Origin of the sequence: Streptomyces griseoruber, from assembly GCF_001514205.1 — a bacterium.
GTDB lineage: Bacteria > Actinomycetota > Actinomycetes > Streptomycetales > Streptomycetaceae > Streptomyces > Streptomyces griseoruber.
Genome location: NZ_KQ948770.1, coordinates 74,112 through 94,175, shown reverse-complemented (window position 1 = coordinate 94,175; position 20,064 = coordinate 74,112). Strand labels below are relative to the sequence as shown.

Genomic DNA, 20,064 nt, shown 5'->3' with positions numbered 1-20,064 from the left:
GTGTGGTCGTTGCCATGGACTTCCTTCTCTTACGCGGGTGTACGGGTGGTCTCGTGCAACGGGGGAGGCGCTGGACGCGAGGGAGGCGCCGGCGGCGGGGGCGGCCGGTGCAGGGTGCTCCGGCCGTCGCCGAAGCCGGCGCGCAGCCGGCTCATCAGCCGGATGAGCTGGCCGATCTCGTCGTCGGTCCAGTCGCTCAGGCGCTCCGCCAGCAGGGCCACGCTGCGCCGGTAGAGCTCGGCGAGCACCGTGCGGCCCTCGGGGGTGAGGTGCAGGATGCGGGAGCGCCTGTCCGCCGGGTCCGGGGAACGGTCGATCCAGCCCCGCTCGGCGAGGTGCGCGACATGCCGGCTGGTCACCGACATGTCCACCGCGAGCAGCTCGGAGAGATTGCTCATGCGCATGTCCCCGTGGCGGCCGAGGAGGGTCAGCACGGCGGCGGAGCCGGGGGAGCACACGGCCGGCATGATCCGCCCGAGGTCCCGCTTCACCACTCCGAAGGCACTGAGCTGACGCGCCAGTTCCTCGTACTGCGCCTGCGCGGCCATCACACCTCCCTGTTCGTTGCTTGGGGCAACCATAAGAGTGGTTGGTTGCTGCAGGCAAATAAAGCGGGGGCGAGGTGCCGCAAAAACTTGGCAAAGGCACGTATTGCTGGGGTAAATGTGCAGGTGGATGGGCTGATCACGGGATTGTCAGTGGCCCGCCCTAGGGTGGGCGCATGATGACGACCTCGTCGATCCTCGGCCAGTTCGACCTCCACGCGGGCAACGGAACGTTCCCCGACCTGAACAACGGCTACGTCTACCCGGTCGACGTCCGCCTCCACCTCTTCGGCGACGCCGCGCGCTGGGCCATGGTCGTGGAGATCCTCGGCTACAACCCGCGCGAGGCGGGCCTGTCCTGCGTCCTCTACCGCTACGGCAACTGCCTCACCGGCTCAGGGCCCGGCTACGGCGCCTTCCTGGACCGGGTGGACAACATGGACGAGATCGACCCCGAGGGCGCCGAGAAGTACGTCGGCGACGTCCCGCTCGTGGTGAGCGGCACTCCGCTGACGGTGACCGCCGGCGCCGGGGCACCGCTGGAGGAGGTCTTCCGGGAGCTGGTCCCCGCCCACCGGGAGCTGCTGCTGGCCGACGAGACGGAGCTGCGCGAGGAGATACCCGCCGGCCTGCCGCTCCTGCTGAGGCTGGAGGAGTGGAACCACCCCGACGACTTCTGGGACACCCTGCCCAGCGGCCACGAGACGTTCCGCCTGCTGGCGGAGGTGCTGGACTCGGGGGACCCGGCCCGCTACCGCCCGACCCTGCCGCCGAACACCCACTGGTCGAACTGGCCGGAGGCGGGCACCCTGTAGGGCCCCGTGCAGGGCCCCGGCGGGCGCCTTTGCGGGACCCCCACTTGGGCCGTCGCCGCCGTTTTCGCTAGGGTCTCTGGCCATGGCTAACACCCAGGGCCCGCAGGGCAACCACGACCCCGCCGGCAGCACCCAGATGTTCCGCGCGTTCGTCGACGAGGGCGGCCCCCAGGCCACCTCCCGTCAGGCGCCCGCGCCGGCCGGCCCCCGCATCGGCCTGATCATCGGCATCGTCGCCGCCGTGGCGATCGTGGCGGCGGTCGCCTGGCTGGCGCTGAAGTAACCGACACCCCTACTCCCACCGCACGGACACGTCCCGCGTCTCCACCCGCATCCCCAGCGGCACCCTCCAGGCCTCGACACACACCGTCCAGGTCCGCTCCTTCTTCTCACCGGGAGCGAGGGGCGCGGGGAGCTCCACCGTCGACTCGACGGTGGACCAGTCGATGCCGAGGGCGTCGATGACGTGCGTCCCGAAGGTGACCGCGCCCGAACGCACCGGGGATCCGCCCGGGTTGCGGAAGGTCAGCGTCACGTCCTCGCACCAGCGGTGCTCGGCCGGGGTGCGTACCGGGTCGCTCGTGAGGAGGGCGGCGGGGCCGGTCGTCCCGGTGGGCGTGGGTGTCGGGGACGGGGTCCCGGCCGGGTGAGGAGAGCCCGGGGTCTGCGGCGGTGTGCCCGTGCCCGTGCCCGTGCTTGTGCTCTTGCTCCGTGCCGGTGGGTCGGCCCCCGTCGAGGGCGGCCCGGCCGCCGATGTCCCGGGGACGCCCGGAGTTCTCGCCGCTTGTGACGGGGACGGGCCGATGTCCGCCGGCTCGTCGAGCGGCACCAGCCGTACGCCTCCCGTGGGCCCCGCCGACGGCGGTCTCCCGCCGGTGCCGACCGCGACGTAATCCCGCCCGTGCCCGCCGCCGCCGTACACCCCGAGGGCGCCCGCCGCCCCCGCCGCGACGGCGACGGCCGCCGACAGGCCCCACAGGGCGCGCCGACGGCCGCGTGACCGTTCTGACGTTCCTTCCGGTGTCGCGCGCATCGCGACAGTGTGGCTGACGGTGCGTCAGTAAGGAACCCTCGGCAGAGAACTCCCGGTCGGGAACCCATGGCCGGGAACTCCCGGTCGGGAACTCCCGGTCGGGAACCCGTGGTCCCGGACCTCAGTCCGAGATCAGGCCCTCGCGGAGCTGGGCCAGGGTCCGGGTCAGAAGGCGGGAGACGTGCATCTGCGAGATGCCGACCTCCTCGCCGATCTGGGACTGCGTCATGTTGGCGAAGAAGCGCAGCATGATGATGCGGCGCTCGCGCGGCGGGAGCTTCGCGAGCAGGGGCTTGAGCGACTCCCGGTACTCCACGCCCTCCAGGGCCGTGTCCTCGTAGCCGAGGCGGTCGGCCAGGGAGCCCTCGCCGCCGTCGTCCTCGGGGGCCGGGGAGTCCAGCGAGGAGGCCGTGTACGCGTTGCCGACGGCCAGGCCGTCGACCACGTCCTCCTCGGAGACGCCGAGGACCGCGGCGAGTTCGGCGACCGTCGGCGAGCGGTCGAGCTTCTGGGAGAGCTCGTCGCTGGCCTTGGTGAGGGCCAGGCGCAGCTCCTGGAGCCGGCGCGGGACGCGGACGGACCACGAGGTGTCGCGGAAGAACCGCTTGATCTCGCCCACGACCGTCGGCATCGCGAACGTCGGGAACTCCACGCCGCGTTCGCAGTCGAAGCGGTCGATGGCCTTGATCAGGCCGATCGTGCCGACCTGGACGATGTCCTCCATCGGCTCGTTGCGCGAGCGGAAGCGGGCGGCGGCGTAGCGGACGAGCGGGAGGTTGAGCTCGATGAGGGTGTCCCGGACGTAGACCCGTTCGGGGCTGTTCTCGTCGAGTGCGGCCAGTCGCAGGAACAGGGAGCGGGACAGGGTGCGGGTGTCGATGGCACCGGAGGACGGGAGGGCCGGAGCCGGCGCGGCGGCCTCGAGGGCCGTGACGTCGTCGAGCACATCGGGCTCGACAGACGCGACGGGCTCGGTCTCGCTCTTCGTGAGCGTGAGCACCTTCGAGCTGCCCTGGTCTGCGGACATGCCACCCCCTTTGGGTCGCGGGACGGTCGCGGCGTTCGTTCTCCGCCAGTGGAGAACGTCAGCCCTCACCTGAATACCGGAGCCGAAGCCCCGGCAAACGCGCTTCCAGGAGAATGTCACATGTCGGCAACACGCTGTAGTGACATGTCGACATCACAGTGACGAATCGGCCCTGGAAACAGAGGGTGTGACGGTTTTTCAGCGCAGATATGTCGGGAAGTGCCTTGGTGAGGGATTCGCTCTCACCGGTGACTACTCGCTCCTGCTTGCGAACACCCATCGGATGACGTAACCAGAGCCGTGCGCCCTATGCGTGCGCCCTGCCTGTGCGCCTGTGCATACGGCCGTGCTCCCGCGTCCCCACGTTTCGCTAGGCCTCGATACGGTTCGCGGAACGCAGTCGCTGGAAGCTACGCGCGAGTAGCCGGGAAACGTGCATCTGTGAGACGCCGAGTTCCGCGCTGATCTGAGACTGCGTGAGATTGCTGTAATAGCGCAGCAGAAGGATTCTCTGTTCGCGTTCCGGGAGTTGGACCAGGAGATGGCGGACGAGATCGCGGTGTTCGACGCCGTCCAGGGCCGGGTCCTCGTAGCCGAGGCGGTCCAGCAGGCCCGGCAGTCCGTCACCCTCCTGGGCGGCCTCCAGGGAGGTCGCGTGGTACGACCGCCCCGCCTCGATGCAGGACAGGACCTCGTCCTCGCCGATGCGCAGCCGCTCGGCGATCTCGGCGGTGGTCGGGGTGCGGCCGAAGGCGGTGGTCAGGTCCTCGGTCGCGCTGTTCACCTGCACCCACAGCTCGTGCAGCCGGCGTGGTACGTGGACCGTGCGGACGTTGTCCCGGAAGTAGCGCTTGATCTCGCCGACGACGGTCGGCATCGCGAAGGTCGGGAACTGCACGCCCCGTTCCGGGTCGAAGCGGTCGATGGCGTTGATCAGTCCGATGGTGCCGACCTGGACGACGTCCTCCATCGGCTCGTTGCGGGAGCGGAACCGGGCGGCCGCGTAGCGCACGAGCGGGAGATTGGCCTCGATGAGCGCCCCGCGGACCCGGTTGTGCTCCGGGGTGCCCGGCTGGAGCTCCTTGAGCTCCGCGAAGAGCACCTGGGTGAGCGCCCGGGTGTCGGCGCCGCGGCGCCGCTCGGGACCCGGGGCCGGGGCCTCTTCCTGAGGGGGCGCAGTACTGGCCGACACGGTCAACGCCACCTCTTCGTCAGGTCAACGACATCGATCCACTCATCCGTCAAAAGCGGTCATAGCATCACAAGACATGTGCACTGTGTGCAAGCACCCCATAACACCGTGTTGAGGGAGAAGTTGGGGCAGGAGACACGCGAGAGCCCCCCGCCGGACGGCGGGGGGCTCTCCAGCTCTGTGGGTGCGGCTCAGAACGGGTAGTCGGCGACCACCCAGGTGGCGAACTCCTGCCACAGGGCGACGCCCGCCTGGTGCGCCGGGTGCTCGATGTACCGCTTCAGGGCGTCCGCGTCCTCGACCGCCGAGTTGATCGCGAAGTCGTAGGCGATGGGCCGCTCGCTGATGTTCCAGCCCAGTTCCCAGAAGGCCAGCTCCTCGATCTGCCCGCCGAGCGCCCGGAAGGCCGCCTCGCCCTCGGCTACGCGGGGGTCGTCGCGCTCGACGCCCTCGTTCAGCTTGAACAGGACCAGGTGGCGGATCATGGGCACTCCCGATGCGTGCTGCTGGGCCCGGCGGCTAGTGGGCCCCGTTGGCGAGCCAGGTGAAGAAGTCGCCGATGGCCTTGGCGGCGTCCGATATGCCCTCGAAGCCTATCTGGACGTAGTCCGCCGCCCTGGACGGGTCCGTGATGATCACGTACAGCGCGAAGACCACGAGTATGTAGACGGCGATCTTCTTGGCGTTCACCGCCACCTGGCCTCCCCTGTCATGGCCGCTGGGCCCCTGTTGACGGCGGCGAGTGTAACCGTAAGTGCGATTTCCACACCGCTTTTGAGCGGGTGCGGCGTGCCCGTGAACTTTTTTCGCGCGTCCGTGAACCGATCGGGAGGCCTCGTCCGATGAGGGGGTGAACGCCGAACCGAGCCACTGCCCCAGCAAGGGAGAAGACACGTGCTGCACCTGATGGACCTGCCGGCCCTCGTCCTGATCGCCCTGGTCGCCGCCATCACGCTGTGGGCGCTGCTCGACTGCGTCCGCACCCCCGCGGAGCGCGTGCGCTTCGTACCGAAGCTGCTGTGGCTGCTCTTCCTGCTCAACGGCTCGGTCTGCGCCGCCCTGCTCTGGACCTACTTCGGCAAGAAGCCGATAGCGGACACGGCAAAGGGCCCGATCCAGCGGACCGAGCCCTTCGCTCAAGCGCGGTAGCGGAGGGATTTGAACCCTCGGTGACTTGCGCCACACTCGCTTTCGAGGCGAGCTCCTTCGGCCGCTCGGACACGCTACCGAGGGAGACCTTACAGCACGCGGGGGCGTGGTTTGAAATCGGTATTCGTGGAGGTCGTCAGCGGGTGCGGAAGAACTCCGTGAGGAGTCCCGCGCACTCGTCGGCGAGAACGCCTTCGACGACTTCGGGCCGGTGGTTGAGCCGCCGGTCGCGGACGACGTCCCACAGGGAGCCGGCCGCGCCCGCCTTGTCGTCGCGGGCGCCGTAGACGACCCGGTCCACCCGGGACTGCACGATCGCGCCGGCGCACATCGTGCAGGGCTCCAGCGTGACGACGAGCGTGCAACCGGTCAGCCGCCACTCCCCGAGCCGCGCGGCCGCCCGCCGGATGGCGAGCACCTCCGCGTGGGCCGTGGGATCACCGCCGGCCTCGCGTTCGTTGTGGCCGGCCGCGAGGACCGTCGTGCCGTCAGGAGCCAGCACCACGGCGCCGACCGGGACGTCCCCGCCCCGGACGGCCAGCCGGGCCTCGTCCAGGGCGAGCCGCATGGCGGCCCGCCAGGGATCGCGTACCGGGTCAGGCGGCGCCTCGGCTGCGGTCAGCGGACGGTCTCCAGGACCTCCGAGGCGCCGAGGGCGTCGGCGATCTCGCTGAGCGCGTCCTCGGACAGCGACTTCAGCTCCTTCTCGCTGACGCCGAGGTCGTCGAGGATCCCGGGGTCGCCGACCGGGCCGTGCGGCACGGCCTCGGCGGAACCGGAGGCACCGCCCTCGTCGTCGTCCTCGTCCTCTCCGTCCTCGGTGCCGTCGAGGTCGAGGGAGTCCAGGTCGTCGTCGTCACCCGGCTCCCTTCCGAGCAGTTCGTCGGTGAGCAGCAGCTCGCCGTACGAGCTGCGGGCGGCGGCAGCGGCGTCGGAGACGTAGATGCGAGGGTCTTCCTCGCCATCGATGCGGACGACACCGAACCACGAGTCCTCCTGCTCGATGAGCACGAGCACCGTGTCCTCGTCGGGAGTGGCTTCCCGGGCCAGGTCGGCCAGATCCGACAGGGTCTCCACATCGTCGAGCTCTGTGTCGCTCGCTTCCCACCCGTCTTCGGTGCGCGCGAGCAGTGCGGCGAAGTACACCGTGACTCTCCCACTGGTCATAGGCGTGCCGGTTGGGGGTCCCCCCGGCGGAGGTTACGGGCGGAGAGAGCTGTGCTCCGAGCCCCACCCACTCGGAATCGTGGCAGAAACAAGGCGTTCAGGGGACGTCTTCGGCTCCCTGTGTCCGGTGGTTTTGATCGCACGTCCATGACTACGTCCGTAGGCAACTCACCAGCACACTCGTTGCGGCCACTGCGGATCGTACGCGGCTTTCCCGTGCGCCCACGCACGCCCACCCCCCGTGCCACCCGTGACGGTGGCGATCTTCCCCGAACGTCCCAAGTGCCGTACGTGCAGGAGGGGATCGTTCGGCTACCAGCGGAATGTGCGCATGCGCAGCGCATGACGCAGACGGGCGCTTCTGGCGCGTCGGGGCTGGACCCGGTCACGCAGTTCCCGGGCCTCGGTGAGCTCACGCAGGAAGCGGTCGCGGCGCCGGCGGCGCTCGGCATCGGTCTCCCGCGGCACGCCCGAGCTCTCGGGCGGCTCCGGCGCGTCGCGCTTCGGCAGGTCAGGCACAGGCTTCACCACCCCGGGTCCGTCTCCACCACTTTCCCCCGCCTGGGCGGTTTGATGCAGGCGAACGGCCCAAGCCCGCTCACCGGGTGCGGGGGCGCCGGGCCGGTCCCACCCGGTTACTGTTGTGGACATGCGTCTCCACGTCGTCGACCACCCCCTGGTCGCCCACAAGCTCACCACGCTGCGCGACCGGCGCACGGACTCCGCGACCTTCCGCCGCCTGGCCGACGAACTGGTCACCCTGCTCGCCTACGAGGCCACGCGTGACGTGCGCACCGAGCAGGTCGACATCGTCACCCCGGTCGCCGAGACGACCGGGGTGAAGCTCTCCCACCCGCGTCCGCTGGTCGTTCCGATCCTGCGCGCGGGCCTCGGCATGCTGGACGGCATGGTCCGCCTGCTGCCGACCGCCGAGGTGGGCTTCCTGGGCATGATCCGCAATGAGGAGACGCTGGAGGCGTCCACGTACGCCACGCGTATGCCGGAGGACCTCTCCGGCCGCCAGGTGTACGTCCTCGACCCGATGCTGGCCACCGGCGGCACCCTGGTCGCCGCGATCCGCGAGCTGATCAGGCGCGGCGCCGACGACGTGACCGCGGTGGTCCTGCTGGCCGCCCCCGAGGGCGTCGAGCTCATGGAGCGCGAACTCGCGGGCACCCCGGTGACGGTCGTCACCGCGGCCGTCGACGACCACCTCAACAGCCACGGCTACATCGTGCCGGGCCTGGGCGACGCGGGCGACCGCCTGTACGGCGCGGCCGAGTAGAAGGGCCGCTGTGGAGTCCGGGCCGTCGGCCCGGCTCCACCAGGGGCGCGGGGCCGTGCTCATCTGCGGCTCCGCCGCGTGGGCGCGACGAGCCCCCACCGTCCCGCACCCGGCGACGGGCCCTAGCAGGCCTTCTTCGTCGTCGCCGCCGGCTGCGGCGACACCAGCACGCTCAACGCCTTCGCCGCCTCCGCCTCACTGCTGAGCGCCTGGAACCTGTCGCCGATGATCAGATCGACCTCGGCCCCCTTGCGCCCCGCGTCGGCCCGCCGCTCGGCCCCGCCGACCTGCGTGGACAGCACCGACAGCGAGGTGTTCAGCGAGGCGGTGGGGCCGAGCAGCAGCGCCGCGCCGGTGACCTTCTTGTCGTACTCCTTGGGCGCGTTGCCCACCTCGCCGATCTTGAAGCCGCGCTTCTCCAGCGCGTCGGCGGTGGTCTTGGCGAGCCCGCTGCGGGTGGTGGCGTTGAGGACGTTCACCGTGATCTGCGCGGGCTTGGGCAGCGCGGCCGGGGAGGCGGAGGCCGACGGGCTCGCCTGGGCCGACTTCACCGTGCAGGAGGCCTTGGAACCGGCCGCGGAGGCCGTCCCTCCGCCCCCGGTGAAGACATCGATGAGCTGCAGGGTGCCCCAGCCGGCCACGCCCAGCGCGGCACCGCAGGCGACGACCACGACGACCAGCCTGCCGCGCCGCCGACGACGACGCATGCGGGGGTACTTGTCCCCCGTGATCCGGTACTTGCCGCCCATGCCGGGGGGAGTCAGCATGCTCATGGGCGCAGCGTAGTGCGCCCGGGCGGCCGTGACTAATAAACGATCATCCGACATCGCTCAAGGCGGGGGAAAGAACCCGAAAGGGCCAACCCCGCTCATGGCGGGAGCGCCGGGGAGTGCCGGGGAACGGCGGGCGCGGCGCCTCAGTCCAGCTCGAGGACGCGCGCGTGCAGCACCTGACGCTGCTGGAGCGCCGCCCGCACCGCGCGGTGCAGCCCGTCCTCCAGGTAGAGGTCGCCCTGCCACTTCACCACGTGCGCGAAGAGGTCGCCGTAGAAGGTCGAGTCCTCGGCGAGCAGGGTTTCCAGGTCGAGCTGCTGCTTGGTGGTCACCAGCTGATCGAGGCGGACCGGGCGCGGCGCGACGTCCGCCCACTGCCGGGTGCTTTCCCGGCCGTGGTCGGGGTACGGCCGGCCGTTTCCGATGCGCTTGAAGATCACACGGAAAGCCTACCGGCCCAGACCTTCCGGGCGCAGCCATGGCGGCCGAGTGCGACGCTGGAAAAGCCGTGATGAACAGGGGCAAACCGGGATCGAGGGGGCCGCTGATGCAGGGTGCCGACGAGATCGCCGCCGGATACGCGTTCTCCGGTCCGGCTCTGGATCTGGCTCCCTGCTGTGGGACGGGCGCTGTCTGCCCGACGCACAGGTCCGTATCCCGCTGCCCATGCCCAACCGGCACGGCCTGGTCGCCGGCGCCACCGGGACCGGCGAGACCAAGACGTTCCAGCTGATCGCCGAGCGGCTCTCGGCCTTCCACCACGCGGACCGGAAGGGCCTGGAGCTGGTCGACCTCGAGGACCCCCGGGCGGTCGTCGCCTTCCTGGCCTCGGACGAGGGCAAGGCGGAGCTGAGGAACATCGGCGGGCCGTCCACCGCCACGGCGGGGTGATCCTGCGGTCCCTGACGGCCTTCGAGGCCCAGGCGGCGGCCGGCTTCTTCGGGGAGCCGGAGTTCGACACGGGCGAGTTCCCGCGGAGGGCGGCCGACGGGCGCGGGATCGTCTCGGTTCTGGAACTGCTGTTCGACGACGCGTCCGAGGAGTTCCTGGAGTCGATCACCCGCACCGTCCGGCTGGTTCGCTCGAAAGGGGTCGCGTGTTCTTCGTCACCCAGACCTGCTCACCGGCCTCGGCACCGGCGAGGCCGTGGTCACGGTCCTCAGCGAGAACGGCGCCCCCCACCCCGGTGGCCGCGACCCGGCTGCGCGCCCCCGAGTCCCTGATGGGGCCGGTGGACGGGACCGCCCCGGACCGGGCGGTGCGGGAGTCCCCGCTGCGCGAGCGGTATGCACAGGCTGTGGACAGGGAACGGCGTTCGAGAAGCTGACGGCCACGTCGGCCACGAGAGCTACGAGAGCCACGAGAGCTACGAGAGCTACGAGAGCTACGAGAGCCACGAGAGCCACGAGAGCCACGACGCCCGCCCGGTCGGCGGAGGCGCAGCCCGACCGCTCGGAGGCGAAAGCCCGGCGACGAGCCGCCCTCGCTCGTCGAACAGGTCGTCACCAGCGGCATGTTCAAGTCCCTCGCCCGGTCCTCGGCACCCAGGTGGGGCGCGAGATCACCCTCCCTCTTCGGCACGGCCCGGCGGAGACGGTGGCCCGCCGGTCGGCTCGCGCCGCCGGGCCCCGCCTCCGCCTGCCGGTCAGCGGTCCCGTTCCACCACGGGCCGCTCCTGCTCGGCTTTCTTCACCTGCGGCTTCGGTGCGGTGCTGCGGGCGGCCTCCGCGCGCAGCAGGGCGCGCAGGACGGCGTAGGGGTCGGTGGGCATGGCTGTGCTCCTTGCGTCGTGCTGACGGACCGGGTGCGGGCGTCGGTCAGCAGCGCAGGACCACGGTGCGCAGGGTGTGCGGGGCGTACGGCGTCCCGGGCGGGGCGGGCCGCGGCCGCTGGGCCGGTGCGCACGGCGCCGGGGCAGGCCGGGGCGCCGGGCGCAGGGGGGCGGCGGCGCACCGGTCACCGGGGGAGGGGCGGACGGCGGTGTCCACGGCGTCGTACTCGACGGTCTCGCCGGCGACGACGGGTGAGGTGGAGACCTCGGCGGGTACGCCCGGGACGAGCAGGGCGAGCAGCAGCACGAGCACCCGCAGCCAGGTGCGGCGGCGGGGGAGGCGTGCTGCGGTGCTCATGGAGGGTCATCTGCCCGCGACACGCCAACGGTTCAGCACGGTGGAGGCCGGATGCACCCGTTCGGCGGACGGCGCCTTTCCGACGCGGCGCGCCCCCGAATACGCCCTACTTCACTTCTTCGCGGCCTTCGCCGCCGCCTTCATCTCCTGCTTGTGCGCCCGTACCTTCGTCAGCGACTCCGGGCCGGTGATGTCGGCGACGGACCGGAAGGACTGCGCCTCGCCGTAGGAGTCCGCGGCCTCCCGCCAGCCCTCCGGCCGTACGCCGAGCTGCTTGCCGAGCAGGGCCAGGAAGATCTGGGCCTTCTGCTTGCCGAAGCCGGGCAACGCCTCCAGCCGCTTCAGCAGCTCCTTGCCGGTGCCGGCGTCCCTCCAGAGGGCCTCGGGGTCACCGTCGTAGTGCTCGACGAGGTACTGGCACAGCTGCTGGATGCGCTTGGCCATGGAGCCCGGGTAGCGGTGCACGGCCGGCTTCTCGGAGAGCAGCGCGGCGAAGGCCTCCGGGTCCTGGGCGGCGATGTCGTGCGCGTCGAGGTCGTCGGCGCCGAGGCGGTCGGCGATCGTACGGGGGCCCTTGAACGCCCACTCCATCGGGACCTGCTGGTCCAGCAGCATCCCGACCAGCGCGGCCAGCGGGGAACGGCCGAGCAACTCGTCGGCCTCGGGGTCCTGGGCGAGGTGAAGGGTGACGTCCATGCGTCGATGATCCCCGACCGCCCCCCGACCCGCGCGCCGGTACCCCGACACCTGCCACGCCCGGCTCGCAGACCGGTTGCTCCGCTGTCTGCTGTGGCTGGGTTGCAGGCCGGTTGCTCCGCTGTCTGCTGTGGCTGGGTTGCAGGCCGGTTGCCCGCTGTCTGCTGTGGCTGGGTTGCAGGCCGGTTGCTCCGCTGCCTGCTGCGGCTGGTTCGCGCGCCGGTTGCTCCGCTGTCTGCCGCGTCGGGCCCTTCCCGCTGTCGGCCGTGCTTGGCTCGCGCCTCCTGCCCGTCTGCTGCATGCCGTGCCCGGCCCGCACGCTCGTTGCTCGGCCGCCTGCCGTGCCGGCTCGCGGCCCCTGTCCGGCTGATGCCGGCTGTGTTTGGGGCACCCACCCCTCCCCCGTCCGCTGCCTGCCGTGTCCAGCCCGTACGCCCCCATCCGCCCCGCTGCCCCACCCGCCCCGCTCAGTCCGCCCGCCAGTACCCCAGTGCGTGCACCCGTTCCTTGGGGACGCCGAGTTCCTTGCGGACGTAGGCCGAGAGGGTGCGGGTGGTGCGGGTGTCGCAGGTGATCCAGACGTACGGGTGTGCGGTGGCCGTGAGCTGCGCGGGCAGCTCGGCGCGGACCCGTTCGACCAGCTCCGCGCGCGGGACGTGCCGCAGCTCGTGGCGGGCGGGGTCGGTGCGGAAGGGGAGGCCGTCGCCCTCGCCGTCGGAGCCCTCGAACCAGACGGTCGCGGGGGCCGGGCCCAGCGCGGCCAGCAGGGAGTTGATCGCGGGCAGGGAGGCGGGGTCGCCGATCGCGAGGACGCGGTCCGGGGCGGGGGCGGGGGCGTCGAAGGCGGTGCCCTGGACGGTCGCCTCGACGGTGTCGCCGGGCCGCGCCGCCCGCGCCCAGTCGCTCGCCGCGCCCTCGTGCAGGGCGAACTCCAGTGAGAAGGTGCCGGCCGCCGGATCGGGGTCGACCAGGGTGTACGCCCGCTGGTGCGGCCTGCCCGCGTTGTCGAACCACAGCCGCACCCACATCGTCGGGTGGACCCCGGTCGCCGCGAGCAGCCCGCCGTCGGTCAGGTGCACCCGGCGGAAGCGCGGGGTGACGTCCTGCGCGCCGGTCACGGTCAGTGTGAAGTCCTTCGCCCGCATCAGCCGGAGGACCGCGCCCTCCCAGCCCCGCCCCTGCGCCATGACCCCGTCACCCCTCGCGTACGATTCCTGCACCGATTGATTAGGTAAGGCTAACCTAAAACGCATGCACGGGAACCGCAGAAGGGCCACAGGGTGACGACCGAGATCCACAGAGACGCGTGGGGCGTCCCGCATCTGCGCGCGGCAGACGCCCGGGCACTCGCCCGCGCCCAGGGCCTGGTCACGGCCCGCGACCGGGCCTGGCAGCTGGAGGTCGAACGGCACCGCGCCCACGGCACCTCCGCCGCCTTCCTCGGCCCGGAGGCCGTCGCCTGGGACGTCCTCGCCCGCCGCACCCGCCTCGCCGACACCGCCCGCCGCTGCTTCTACCGGCTGGAGAGCGAGGACGCGGAGACCGCCGCGTGGGTACGGGCGTACGTCGACGGCGTCAACGAAGGGCTCCACGTCACCCCGGAGTTCACCCGGACCGGGCTCGCCCCCGGCCGCTGGGAGCCCTGGACCCCGCTCGCGGTCTGGCTCTCCGTCCACCTCCTGTTCGCCGGGTTCCCCGCCAAGCTGTGGCGTGAGGAGGCCGTACGGCACCTCGGCCCCGACGCGGTCGGCCTGTTCGGCACCGACGGCCCCGGCACCTCCGGCAGCAACGGCTGGCTGGTGAGCGGCGCCCGGACCGTCACCGGGCAGGCGGTCATCGCCGGCGATCCGCACCGGTTCATCGAGGATCCCGGCGTCTACCAGCAGATCCGGCTCGCCTGCGACGAGTTCGACGTCGTCGGCCTCGCCGTCCCCGGCGTCCCCGGCATCGCCCACTTCGGCCACACCGGCCCGGTCGCCTGGGCCATCACCAACGCCATGGCCGACTACCAGGACCTCTACCGCGAACGGCTGCGCCGCACCGGCGCCGGCGTCGAGGCCCTCGGCCCGGACGGAGTCTGGCGCCGCGCCGCCCGGCACACCGAGACCGTCGAGGTGGCCGGGGAGGAGCCGGTCGAGGTGGAGGTGATCGAGACGGACCGGGGGCCGGTGATCGCCGGGGGCCCGGAGGGGTTGGAGAGCGGGGTGACGCACCCTTCGGAAGAAACGTCCACCTCCCTCACCCCCGCCGACTCCGCTGACCCCACCGACTCAACCACCCCCGCCGCCCCCGCCGCCCCCGCCGACTCCACCGCCCCCGACATCCCCTTGGCCCTCGCCCTCCGCTACCCGCCCCGCGTCACCGAGGACCTCGGCTTCAGCGCCCTCCTCCCCCTCCTGCGGGCCCGCCGCGTCGCCGACGTGGACGCCGCCTTCGACCTCTGGGCCGAGCCGGTCAACGTCGTCCAGGCCGCCGACACCGAGGGCGGTCTGCTGCACCGGGTCGCCGGCCGGGTGCCCGTGCGCGCCGAGGCCAACGGCATCCGGCTGGTCCCCGCCTGGGAGCTCGGCCACGAGTGGACCGGCTGGCACGAGACGCCCCGCGCCGGCCTCACCGACGGTGTCGCGGTCATGGCCAACCAGCGCGGCCCGGCCGCCCCCCTGGGCGTCGAGTTCGCCCCGCCGCACCGCGCCGACCGCATCCGCGCCCTGCTGGACGGGAAGGACACCTGGTCCGCCTCCGACATGCCCGCCATCCACACGGACACCCACCTCGCCTCCGCCGGACCGCTCCTCGACCACCTCGCCGCCCTCGACGGCCTCACCGGCCCCGCCGCCGAGCTGCGCGCACGCCTCCTGCGCTGGAACCGCCGCATGGACGCCGACAGCGAGGACGCGGCCCGGTACGCGGCCCTGCGCGGTGCCGTGGTCCGCCGCCTCGCCGCCCACCCGGCCTTCGCCGCCCTGGCCACCCCGCCCGCCTACCCCGAGGTCCTCCTCCCCTGGCTGGCCCTGCTGCCCCGGATCGGCTTCGCCCTCGAACACCTCCTGCGCGCCGAGGAGCTGTACGGCGTGGACCGGCCCCGGCTGGTCCGCGAGGCCGTCGAGGAGATCGCCGTACAGCCGCCCGCCCGCTGGGGCGACACCCACCGCCTCGCCCCCTGGCGGGCCCTGCCCGACCCGTCGTACGAGGCACCGGCCCTCTCGGGCGACCACGACTGCGTGCTGTGCACCACGGCCGTGCCCGGCTGGACCGACCTCGCCGCGCGCGGCCCGGCCGCCCGTTACGTCTGGGACCTGGCCCGCCGCGAGGACAGCCTGTGGGTGGTCCCCCTCGGCGCCTGCGGGCACCCCGACAGCCCCCACCACCACGACCAGCTCCCCCTGTGGCTCGAGGGCGGGCTGGCCCCGGTCGTCACCGACTGGGCACGGCTGACCAAGGAGAGCGATGTCTGACCAGCATGTTCACGCCGACTACGCCCACTACGTGCACTACGTCCACACGGAGCACGCCGACGGCTTCGGCACCGTGGGCATCCGTCCCCTCGACGCCGAGGGCGACGCGGACGTCGTGCACGGCTGGGTCCGCGAGGAACGGGCCGCGTTCTGGGGCATGAACGGTCTGACCCGGGACCAGGTCGCCGAGACCTACGCCCACATGGCCGGCCTCGACACCCACCACGCCTTCCTCGCCGAACTCGACGGCACCCCGGTCGGACTGCTCCAGACGTACGAGCCCGCCGAGGACCGGGTCGGCGAGGTGTACGAGGTGGAGTCCGGCGACATCGGCGTCCATGTGCTCCTCGCGCCCGCCGGTGCGCGGGGCGCGCGGCCCGGCTGGTCGGCGGCGCTGATGAGGGCCTTCGCCGCGTACGTGCTGCTCGGCCTCGACCGGCGGCGGGTCGTGGTGGACCCGGACGTCCGCAACGAGAAGGCCATCGCCCGCTTCCTGCGGCAGGGCTTCGAGGCCGGGCCGCCGGTCACCCTGCCCGAGATCGACCTGCCGGACGTGTACCTGCCCGAGAAGAAGGCCCAACTGGCGTTCCTGCGCCGCGAGGTGCTCTTCCCGTAGCCCTTCCCCATACCCTTCCGGGGTGAGAGCCCCGCTGACCCCGGAAGACCTCGTCGCCCACTACCGACTCGAGCCGATACCGCGCGAGGGCGGTCTGTTCCGGCGTACCTGGGCGGGACCCGAGGCGTCCGACGGACGCCCGGCCGGTTCCGCGATCGTCGCCCTGCTCACCGCGGGCGACTTCTCGGCCCTGCACCGCCTGCCCACCGACGAGGTCTGGCACCACTACCTCGGCGACCCGCTGGAGCTGCTGCTCCTCGCCCCCGACGGAAGCTCGCGTACGGCGGTGCTCGGGCCGGACGTGCTCGGCGGGCAGCATCCGCAGCTCACGGTCCCCGCCCGCACCTGGATGGGGGCGCGGACCGGGGGCGCCTGGACCTTCTTCGGCTGCACCATGGCCCCCGGCTTCACCTACGAGGACTACGAGCACGGGGACGCGGCCGCGCTGACGGCGCGTCATCCGGACCGGGCCGCGCTGATCGCGGGACTGTGCCGTCCATGACGTTGCTGACGGGCCGGGTGGCACTGATCACGGGAGCGGGCGGCGGGATCGGCGGGGGCATCGCGCGCCGGTTCGCGCAGGAGGGCGCGGCGGTGGCCCTGCACTGCCGTACGAGCACCGGGGCGGCCCGCGCGCTCGCCGAGGAGATCGAGGGGACCGGCGAGCGGGCCGTCGTCCTGCCGGGCGCCGATCTCACCGTCGAGGACGAGTGCCGCGAACTGGTGGCGCGGGCCGCCGAGTGGGGCGGGGGACGGCTCGACGCGCTGGTGAACAACGCGGGCGTCCAGCCGGTGCGGGCGCTGCCCGGGATGCCGGTGGCGGACTGGCGGGCGGTCGTCGACACCAATCTGACCAGCGTGTTCGCCGTCACCCAGGCGGCGGCAGAGGTCATGCGCGAGCGGGGCGGCGGCAGCGTCACGCACATCGCCTCGGTGGAGGCCCGGCTCCCCGCGGAGGGCCACGCCCACTACGCCGCCGCCAAGGCCGCCGTCGTGATGCACGCGCGGGCGGCGGCGCTGGAGTACGGCCCCCACGGCATCCGCGTCAACACCGTCTCGCCCGGTCTGATCGACCGTGCGGGGCTGGCCGAGGCCTGGCCGGAGGGGGTGCGGCGATGGCGGGAGGCGGTCGCGGTCGACCGGCTGGGCCGGCCGGAGGACATCGGCGACGCCTGTGTTTTCCTGGCCTCACGGCTGGCGGCCTGGATCACCGGCCACGACCTGGTGGTGGACGGCGGAGTGTCGGCCCGGCCGACCTGGTAGGGGGGCCGAACGGGTGAGAAGGATGTCGTGTCCATCCGTACGTATCCCCGAGCACACGAGACTCGAGACCCGGGCAGCCCGGGCGGTTCGGAGCGGTGACGTGAGCGAAGGGCGCGATGGCGGACGACACGGCAGTGGACGAAGGCGACTTCAAGGGCTGGTGCTGCTGGGCACCGTGCTGGTCCTGCTCCTCCTCGGCGGCGGACCGGCCTCGGCGCACGCGGCCCTCCGCTCCACCGACCCCGTCGACGGAAGCGTCGTCAAGAACAGTCCGCGAAGCATCACCCTGACCTTCACCGAGTCGGTGGGCCTCCTCGACGACTCCTTCCGCCTCCTCGATCCCGAGAACCAGCGGGTGAAGCTGGGCGGGTCGGGGCATGTGGAGGGCCGCTCGGACCGTGTGCGGGTGAAGCTGCCGAAGAAGCTCGGCACCGGCACCTTCACCGTGGCCTGGCGGGTGGTCTCGGCCGACAGCCACCCGGTGTCGGGCGCCTTCACCTTCTCCGTGGGCAAGGCCTCCCCGACGCTGGCCGTCCTGCCGTCCGACGCCACCGAGGACCCGGCGACCGACGGCCTCTACAACATCGGCCGCTACCTCGCGTACATCGCGGCGGCCCTCCTCGTCGGCACGGCGGCCTTCGTCGCCGTCTGCCGCCCGCCGGACACCCGCCCGCTGCGCCGGCCGCTGCTGATCGGCGGCTGGACGCTGGCCGGTTCGACGGTGTTCCTGTTCTTCCTGCGCGCCCCCTACGAGGCCGGCACCGGCCCGGCCGACGCGCTCGACCCCTCCGGACTGCTCCGCACCCTGGAGGGCCGCCCGGGCCTCGCCCTGGCGGCGCGCCTGCTGCTGCTCGCCGCCGCGGTGGCCCTGCTCCTACGGCAGCGCAGCCGCCCCGAGCCGTCGAAGGCGGCCCTCGTGCTGGGCTCCGCCCTCGCGGTGGGCCTCGCGCTGACCTGGGCGGGCGCCGAACACGCCTCGGCCGGCATCCAGGTGCCGCTGGCGATGACCTCCTCGGTGCTGCACCTGCTCGCCATGGCGGTCTGGCTGGGCGGCCTGGTCGCCCTGCTCACCCTGCTGCCCCGCGCCTCCGTCCCCTCGCGCGTGGTCACCCGCTTCTCCCGGCTGGCCGGGATCTCGGTGACCGTCCTCGTGGTGACGGGCGTCTACCAGTCCTGGCGGGGCCTCGGCTCGCTCTCGGCGCTCACGGACACGACGTACGGCAGGGTCCTCCTCGCCAAGCTCGTCGCGGTCGCCGTGCTGCTGGCGGCGGGGGCGTGGTCCCGGGCGACGGTGACCAGTCAGGCGAACGTGACGAGGGGCAGGACGAGGGAGCAGACGAGCGGCACGCAGAACGCGCAGGCGGAGAAGACGGTACGGGTGGAGAAGGCGGTGACGGTGGAGAAGGCGGTGACGGTGGAGAAGGCGGTGACGGTGGAGGCCAAGGTTCTGGAGAAGGCGACCGTGGGCGGGACGTCGGCACACGAGGAGGCCGCCGACAAGCCGGCGGGGGAGCAGCCCGCGACGGCCGTCGCCGAAGGCACCCCGGCGCCGTCGGCGGCCGATGCGGAGGGCACCCCGTCTCCGTCGGACCGTCCGTCGTCCACCGAGCCGCGTCTCACCCCGGCCGAGTCCGCGCACAGCCGTGCGCTGCGCCGGTCGGTCCTGCTGGAGGTCGCCGTCTCCGTCGTCGTCCTCGTCCTCACGACGATCCTGACCGGCACCCTGCCGGGCCGGGCTGCGGCCGAGGCGGCGACGACCCAGCAGTCCGCCGGACTGCCGGTCGCCTCCGTGACGATCGTCCCCTTCGACCTCGGCAAGCCCGGACTGCGCGGCAAGGTGCAGGTCACCCTCGACCCCGGCACGGTCGGCGACAACACCCTCCAGGCCGTGGTCTACGGCCCCGACGGCGGTTTCGTCACCGTCCCCGAGCTGCGGATCTCCTTCACCCTGCCCAGCCAGGACATCGGCCCGCTCGACGCCAAGCTGGTCGACAAGGGCGGCTACTGGGCCTCCAGCAAGGTCAGTCTGCCCATCGAGGGCACCTGGGAGATGAAGACGACGATCCGGGCCACGGACATCGACCAGGTGAGCGTGACGAAGGACGTACAGATCGTCCGCTGACGCGACGGCGTCGAGACCCCGCCGAACCGACGAGCCGCGCACGCCCTTGTGCGCGGCTCGTCGGCTTGCGGAGCCCCGGTGGACACCAGGTCCTGGAGATCGGCGATACGCACGGCGTCGCGGCCCACCGCACCGCCATGAGCCGCCCCGGTCCGGCCGACCGGGTCCGTGTCCTGCCCGGCGGGCTCGCCGCGGAGGACGGCGCCGCCGCGGTGACCGTCCTCCGCGTCACCAGCCCCCGGCCCAGCGCCGTTCTGGCCTTCAACGGCGCGTGCGCCACGGGCACGCTCAGCACCTTCTTCCGCGCGGGCGTCGCCGTCCCCGGCGAGATCTCGGTCGTCGGCTTCGCCGACAGCCGCCCGGCCCGTCTGCCCCACGTCGACCTCACCACCGTCGCCCAGGACACCCCCGTATGGCCCGGCTCGCGGTCACCCAGGTCACCGCCCGCCTGGAAGCGGGCGACACCGCGACCGGGGAGGACGTCGTCAGAGCCCCGGCTGGTGACGCGGGGGGACGACGGCGCCGGTGGAGCGGTGAGGGGGCGGTGAGGGGGCGGTGAGGGGGGCGGTGAGGGAGGTGCCGGTTGCCACGGTCGCCCGCCGGGTGTCCCGGGTAGCATCGGCCGGGTGAACACCTACTGGCACGTCGTTCTGCCGCCCCTCTGCGCCTGACGGGCGCGGACACTCGCGGACACCGGCGGACATCTGAGGCCTGATACGGCCGTTCCGCTTCCCCGGCCCCACCGAGCCCGGCTCGGTCAGGGGTTGTCGTCGTGCGCCCGACGCGGATCCGTTCCC

25 protein-coding genes, 1 tRNA gene and 1 pseudogene are annotated in these 20,064 nt (G+C 72.5%); 11 read left to right on the top strand and 16 right to left on the bottom strand.

Features of this window, described 5'->3' with window-relative positions; all coding sequences use genetic code 11:
* Positions 1 to 29: 29 nt before the first annotated feature.
* Positions 30 to 548 carry a MarR family winged helix-turn-helix transcriptional regulator gene (locus tag AQJ64_RS21045; RefSeq protein WP_055637086.1) on the bottom strand — a complete coding sequence of 173 codons (519 nt, stop codon included), beginning with the start codon at positions 546 to 548 and terminating at the stop codon, positions 30 to 32.
* A 173-nt stretch (positions 549 to 721) separates the two neighbouring features.
* On the opposite strand from AQJ64_RS21045, the gene AQJ64_RS21040 reads away from it, so the two are divergent.
* Both AQJ64_RS21040 and AQJ64_RS21035 read left to right on the top strand, forming a co-directional pair.
* Complete coding sequence (locus tag AQJ64_RS21040) at positions 722 to 1,360, top strand: DUF7003 family protein (RefSeq protein ID WP_206189834.1); 639 nt, start codon at positions 722 to 724, stop codon at positions 1,358 to 1,360.
* An 82-nt stretch (positions 1,361 to 1,442) separates the two neighbouring features.
* Positions 1,443 to 1,643: a hypothetical protein gene (locus AQJ64_RS21035; RefSeq protein ID WP_055637087.1), complete on the top strand. Its 201-nt coding sequence runs from the start codon at positions 1,443 to 1,445 to the stop codon at positions 1,641 to 1,643.
* 9 nt (positions 1,644 to 1,652) lie between these two features.
* On the opposite strand, the gene AQJ64_RS46170 is transcribed toward AQJ64_RS21035, so the two are convergent.
* The 5 genes from AQJ64_RS46170 to AQJ64_RS49710 all read right to left on the bottom strand — a co-directional run bounded on the left by AQJ64_RS46170 (position 1,653) and on the right by AQJ64_RS49710 (position 5,308).
* Complete coding sequence (locus AQJ64_RS46170; protein WP_079061817.1) at positions 1,653 to 2,393, bottom strand: hypothetical protein; 741 nt, start codon at positions 2,391 to 2,393, stop codon at positions 1,653 to 1,655.
* A 121-nt stretch (positions 2,394 to 2,514) separates the two neighbouring features.
* Entirely contained in the window at positions 2,515 to 3,420 is a 906-nt protein-coding gene (locus tag AQJ64_RS21025; protein WP_055637088.1) for an RNA polymerase sigma factor SigF, read from the bottom strand.
* Between the two features lie 370 nt (positions 3,421 to 3,790).
* The gene (locus tag AQJ64_RS21020) at positions 3,791 to 4,624 is read right to left on the bottom strand and encodes an RNA polymerase sigma factor SigF (RefSeq protein WP_055637089.1); all 834 of its coding nucleotides are present in this window, start codon (positions 4,622 to 4,624) and stop codon (positions 3,791 to 3,793) included.
* A 179-nt stretch (positions 4,625 to 4,803) separates the two neighbouring features.
* The gene (locus tag AQJ64_RS21015) at positions 4,804 to 5,097 is read right to left on the bottom strand and encodes a Dabb family protein (RefSeq protein WP_055637090.1); all 294 of its coding nucleotides are present in this window, start codon (positions 5,095 to 5,097) and stop codon (positions 4,804 to 4,806) included.
* 34 nt (positions 5,098 to 5,131) lie between these two features.
* The gene (locus AQJ64_RS49710) at positions 5,132 to 5,308 is read right to left on the bottom strand and encodes a hypothetical protein (RefSeq protein ID WP_099054080.1); all 177 of its coding nucleotides are present in this window, start codon (positions 5,306 to 5,308) and stop codon (positions 5,132 to 5,134) included.
* A gap of 198 nt (positions 5,309 to 5,506) precedes the next feature.
* On the opposite strand from AQJ64_RS49710, the gene AQJ64_RS21010 reads away from it, so the two are divergent.
* A complete protein-coding gene (locus AQJ64_RS21010) occupies positions 5,507 to 5,761 on the top strand; it encodes a hypothetical protein (RefSeq protein WP_059202868.1) in 255 nt (84 codons plus the stop codon).
* Here the strand turns inward: AQJ64_RS21010 and AQJ64_RS21005 are convergent.
* The 4 genes from AQJ64_RS21005 to AQJ64_RS20990 form a co-directional block, all read right to left on the bottom strand.
* Positions 5,756 to 5,840 (bottom strand) — tRNA-Ser (locus tag AQJ64_RS21005). The genes AQJ64_RS21010 and AQJ64_RS21005 overlap by 6 nt on opposite strands.
* Before the next feature lie 57 nt (positions 5,841 to 5,897).
* On the bottom strand, positions 5,898 to 6,329 hold the full coding sequence (gene tadA, locus AQJ64_RS21000) for a tRNA adenosine(34) deaminase TadA (RefSeq protein ID WP_055637091.1): 432 nt from the start codon (positions 6,327 to 6,329) through the stop codon (positions 5,898 to 5,900).
* Between the two features lie 50 nt (positions 6,330 to 6,379).
* The gene (locus AQJ64_RS20995; RefSeq protein WP_055637092.1) at positions 6,380 to 6,907 is read right to left on the bottom strand and encodes a tRNA adenosine deaminase-associated protein; all 528 of its coding nucleotides are present in this window, start codon (positions 6,905 to 6,907) and stop codon (positions 6,380 to 6,382) included.
* A gap of 333 nt (positions 6,908 to 7,240) precedes the next feature.
* Entirely contained in the window at positions 7,241 to 7,438 is a 198-nt protein-coding gene (locus tag AQJ64_RS20990) for a hypothetical protein (RefSeq protein WP_240512855.1), read from the bottom strand.
* 139 nt (positions 7,439 to 7,577) lie between these two features.
* On the opposite strand from AQJ64_RS20990, the gene upp reads away from it, so the two are divergent.
* A complete protein-coding gene (gene upp / locus AQJ64_RS20985; protein ID WP_055637093.1) occupies positions 7,578 to 8,213 on the top strand; it encodes a uracil phosphoribosyltransferase in 636 nt (211 codons plus the stop codon).
* 122 nt (positions 8,214 to 8,335) lie between these two features.
* Here upp and AQJ64_RS20980 read toward each other — a convergent pair whose 3' ends face one another.
* On the bottom strand, positions 8,336 to 8,986 hold the full coding sequence (locus AQJ64_RS20980) for a LytR C-terminal domain-containing protein (RefSeq protein ID WP_240512854.1): 651 nt from the start codon (positions 8,984 to 8,986) through the stop codon (positions 8,336 to 8,338).
* A gap of 143 nt (positions 8,987 to 9,129) precedes the next feature.
* Positions 9,130 to 9,426 carry a type II toxin-antitoxin system VapB family antitoxin gene (locus AQJ64_RS20975; RefSeq protein ID WP_004943146.1) on the bottom strand — a complete coding sequence of 99 codons (297 nt, stop codon included), beginning with the start codon at positions 9,424 to 9,426 and terminating at the stop codon, positions 9,130 to 9,132.
* Positions 9,427 to 9,464: 38 nt separating this feature from the next.
* Between AQJ64_RS20975 and AQJ64_RS46165 the strand changes: the two are divergent.
* A pseudogene (locus tag AQJ64_RS46165) lies at positions 9,465 to 10,505 on the top strand (helicase HerA-like domain-containing protein); the annotation flags it as partial.
* 126 nt (positions 10,506 to 10,631) lie between these two features.
* Here AQJ64_RS46165 and AQJ64_RS51765 read toward each other — a convergent pair.
* From AQJ64_RS51765 to AQJ64_RS20955, 4 genes are all read right to left on the bottom strand, one after another.
* Positions 10,632 to 10,757 (bottom strand): hypothetical protein, encoded by a 126-nt coding sequence (locus AQJ64_RS51765; protein ID WP_280529280.1) that lies wholly within the window; start codon positions 10,755 to 10,757, stop codon positions 10,632 to 10,634.
* Between the two features lie 46 nt (positions 10,758 to 10,803).
* Positions 10,804 to 11,115 (bottom strand): hypothetical protein, encoded by a 312-nt coding sequence (locus AQJ64_RS20965; protein WP_059202867.1) that lies wholly within the window; start codon positions 11,113 to 11,115, stop codon positions 10,804 to 10,806.
* Positions 11,116 to 11,226: 111 nt separating this feature from the next.
* The gene (locus tag AQJ64_RS20960; protein WP_055639058.1) at positions 11,227 to 11,811 is read right to left on the bottom strand and encodes an HhH-GPD-type base excision DNA repair protein; all 585 of its coding nucleotides are present in this window, start codon (positions 11,809 to 11,811) and stop codon (positions 11,227 to 11,229) included.
* Positions 11,812 to 12,278: 467 nt separating this feature from the next.
* Entirely contained in the window at positions 12,279 to 12,998 is a 720-nt protein-coding gene (locus AQJ64_RS20955) for a siderophore-interacting protein (protein ID WP_059202866.1), read from the bottom strand.
* A gap of 93 nt (positions 12,999 to 13,091) precedes the next feature.
* Here AQJ64_RS20955 and AQJ64_RS20950 point away from each other — a divergent pair, with 93 nt between their 5' ends.
* From AQJ64_RS20950 to AQJ64_RS20925, 6 genes are all read left to right on the top strand, one after another.
* Positions 13,092 to 15,266 (top strand): penicillin acylase family protein, encoded by a 2,175-nt coding sequence (locus tag AQJ64_RS20950; protein WP_059202865.1) that lies wholly within the window; start codon positions 13,092 to 13,094, stop codon positions 15,264 to 15,266.
* A complete protein-coding gene (locus AQJ64_RS20945) occupies positions 15,259 to 15,882 on the top strand; it encodes a GNAT family N-acetyltransferase (protein WP_055634937.1) in 624 nt (207 codons plus the stop codon). Before AQJ64_RS20950 ends, AQJ64_RS20945 begins: the two co-directional genes overlap by 8 nt.
* Before the next feature lie 34 nt (positions 15,883 to 15,916).
* Entirely contained in the window at positions 15,917 to 16,384 is a 468-nt protein-coding gene (locus AQJ64_RS20940; RefSeq protein WP_055634938.1) for a cupin domain-containing protein, read from the top strand.
* Complete coding sequence (locus AQJ64_RS20935; protein ID WP_055634936.1) at positions 16,381 to 17,145, top strand: SDR family NAD(P)-dependent oxidoreductase; 765 nt, start codon at positions 16,381 to 16,383, stop codon at positions 17,143 to 17,145. Before AQJ64_RS20940 ends, AQJ64_RS20935 begins: the two co-directional genes overlap by 4 nt.
* Before the next feature lie 160 nt (positions 17,146 to 17,305).
* The gene (locus AQJ64_RS20930; protein ID WP_055634935.1) at positions 17,306 to 19,267 is read left to right on the top strand and encodes a copper resistance protein CopC; all 1,962 of its coding nucleotides are present in this window, start codon (positions 17,306 to 17,308) and stop codon (positions 19,265 to 19,267) included.
* 65 nt (positions 19,268 to 19,332) lie between these two features.
* On the top strand, positions 19,333 to 19,815 hold the full coding sequence (locus AQJ64_RS20925; protein ID WP_055634934.1) for a substrate-binding domain-containing protein: 483 nt from the start codon (positions 19,333 to 19,335) through the stop codon (positions 19,813 to 19,815).
* The last annotated feature ends 249 nt before the right edge of the window (positions 19,816 to 20,064 follow it).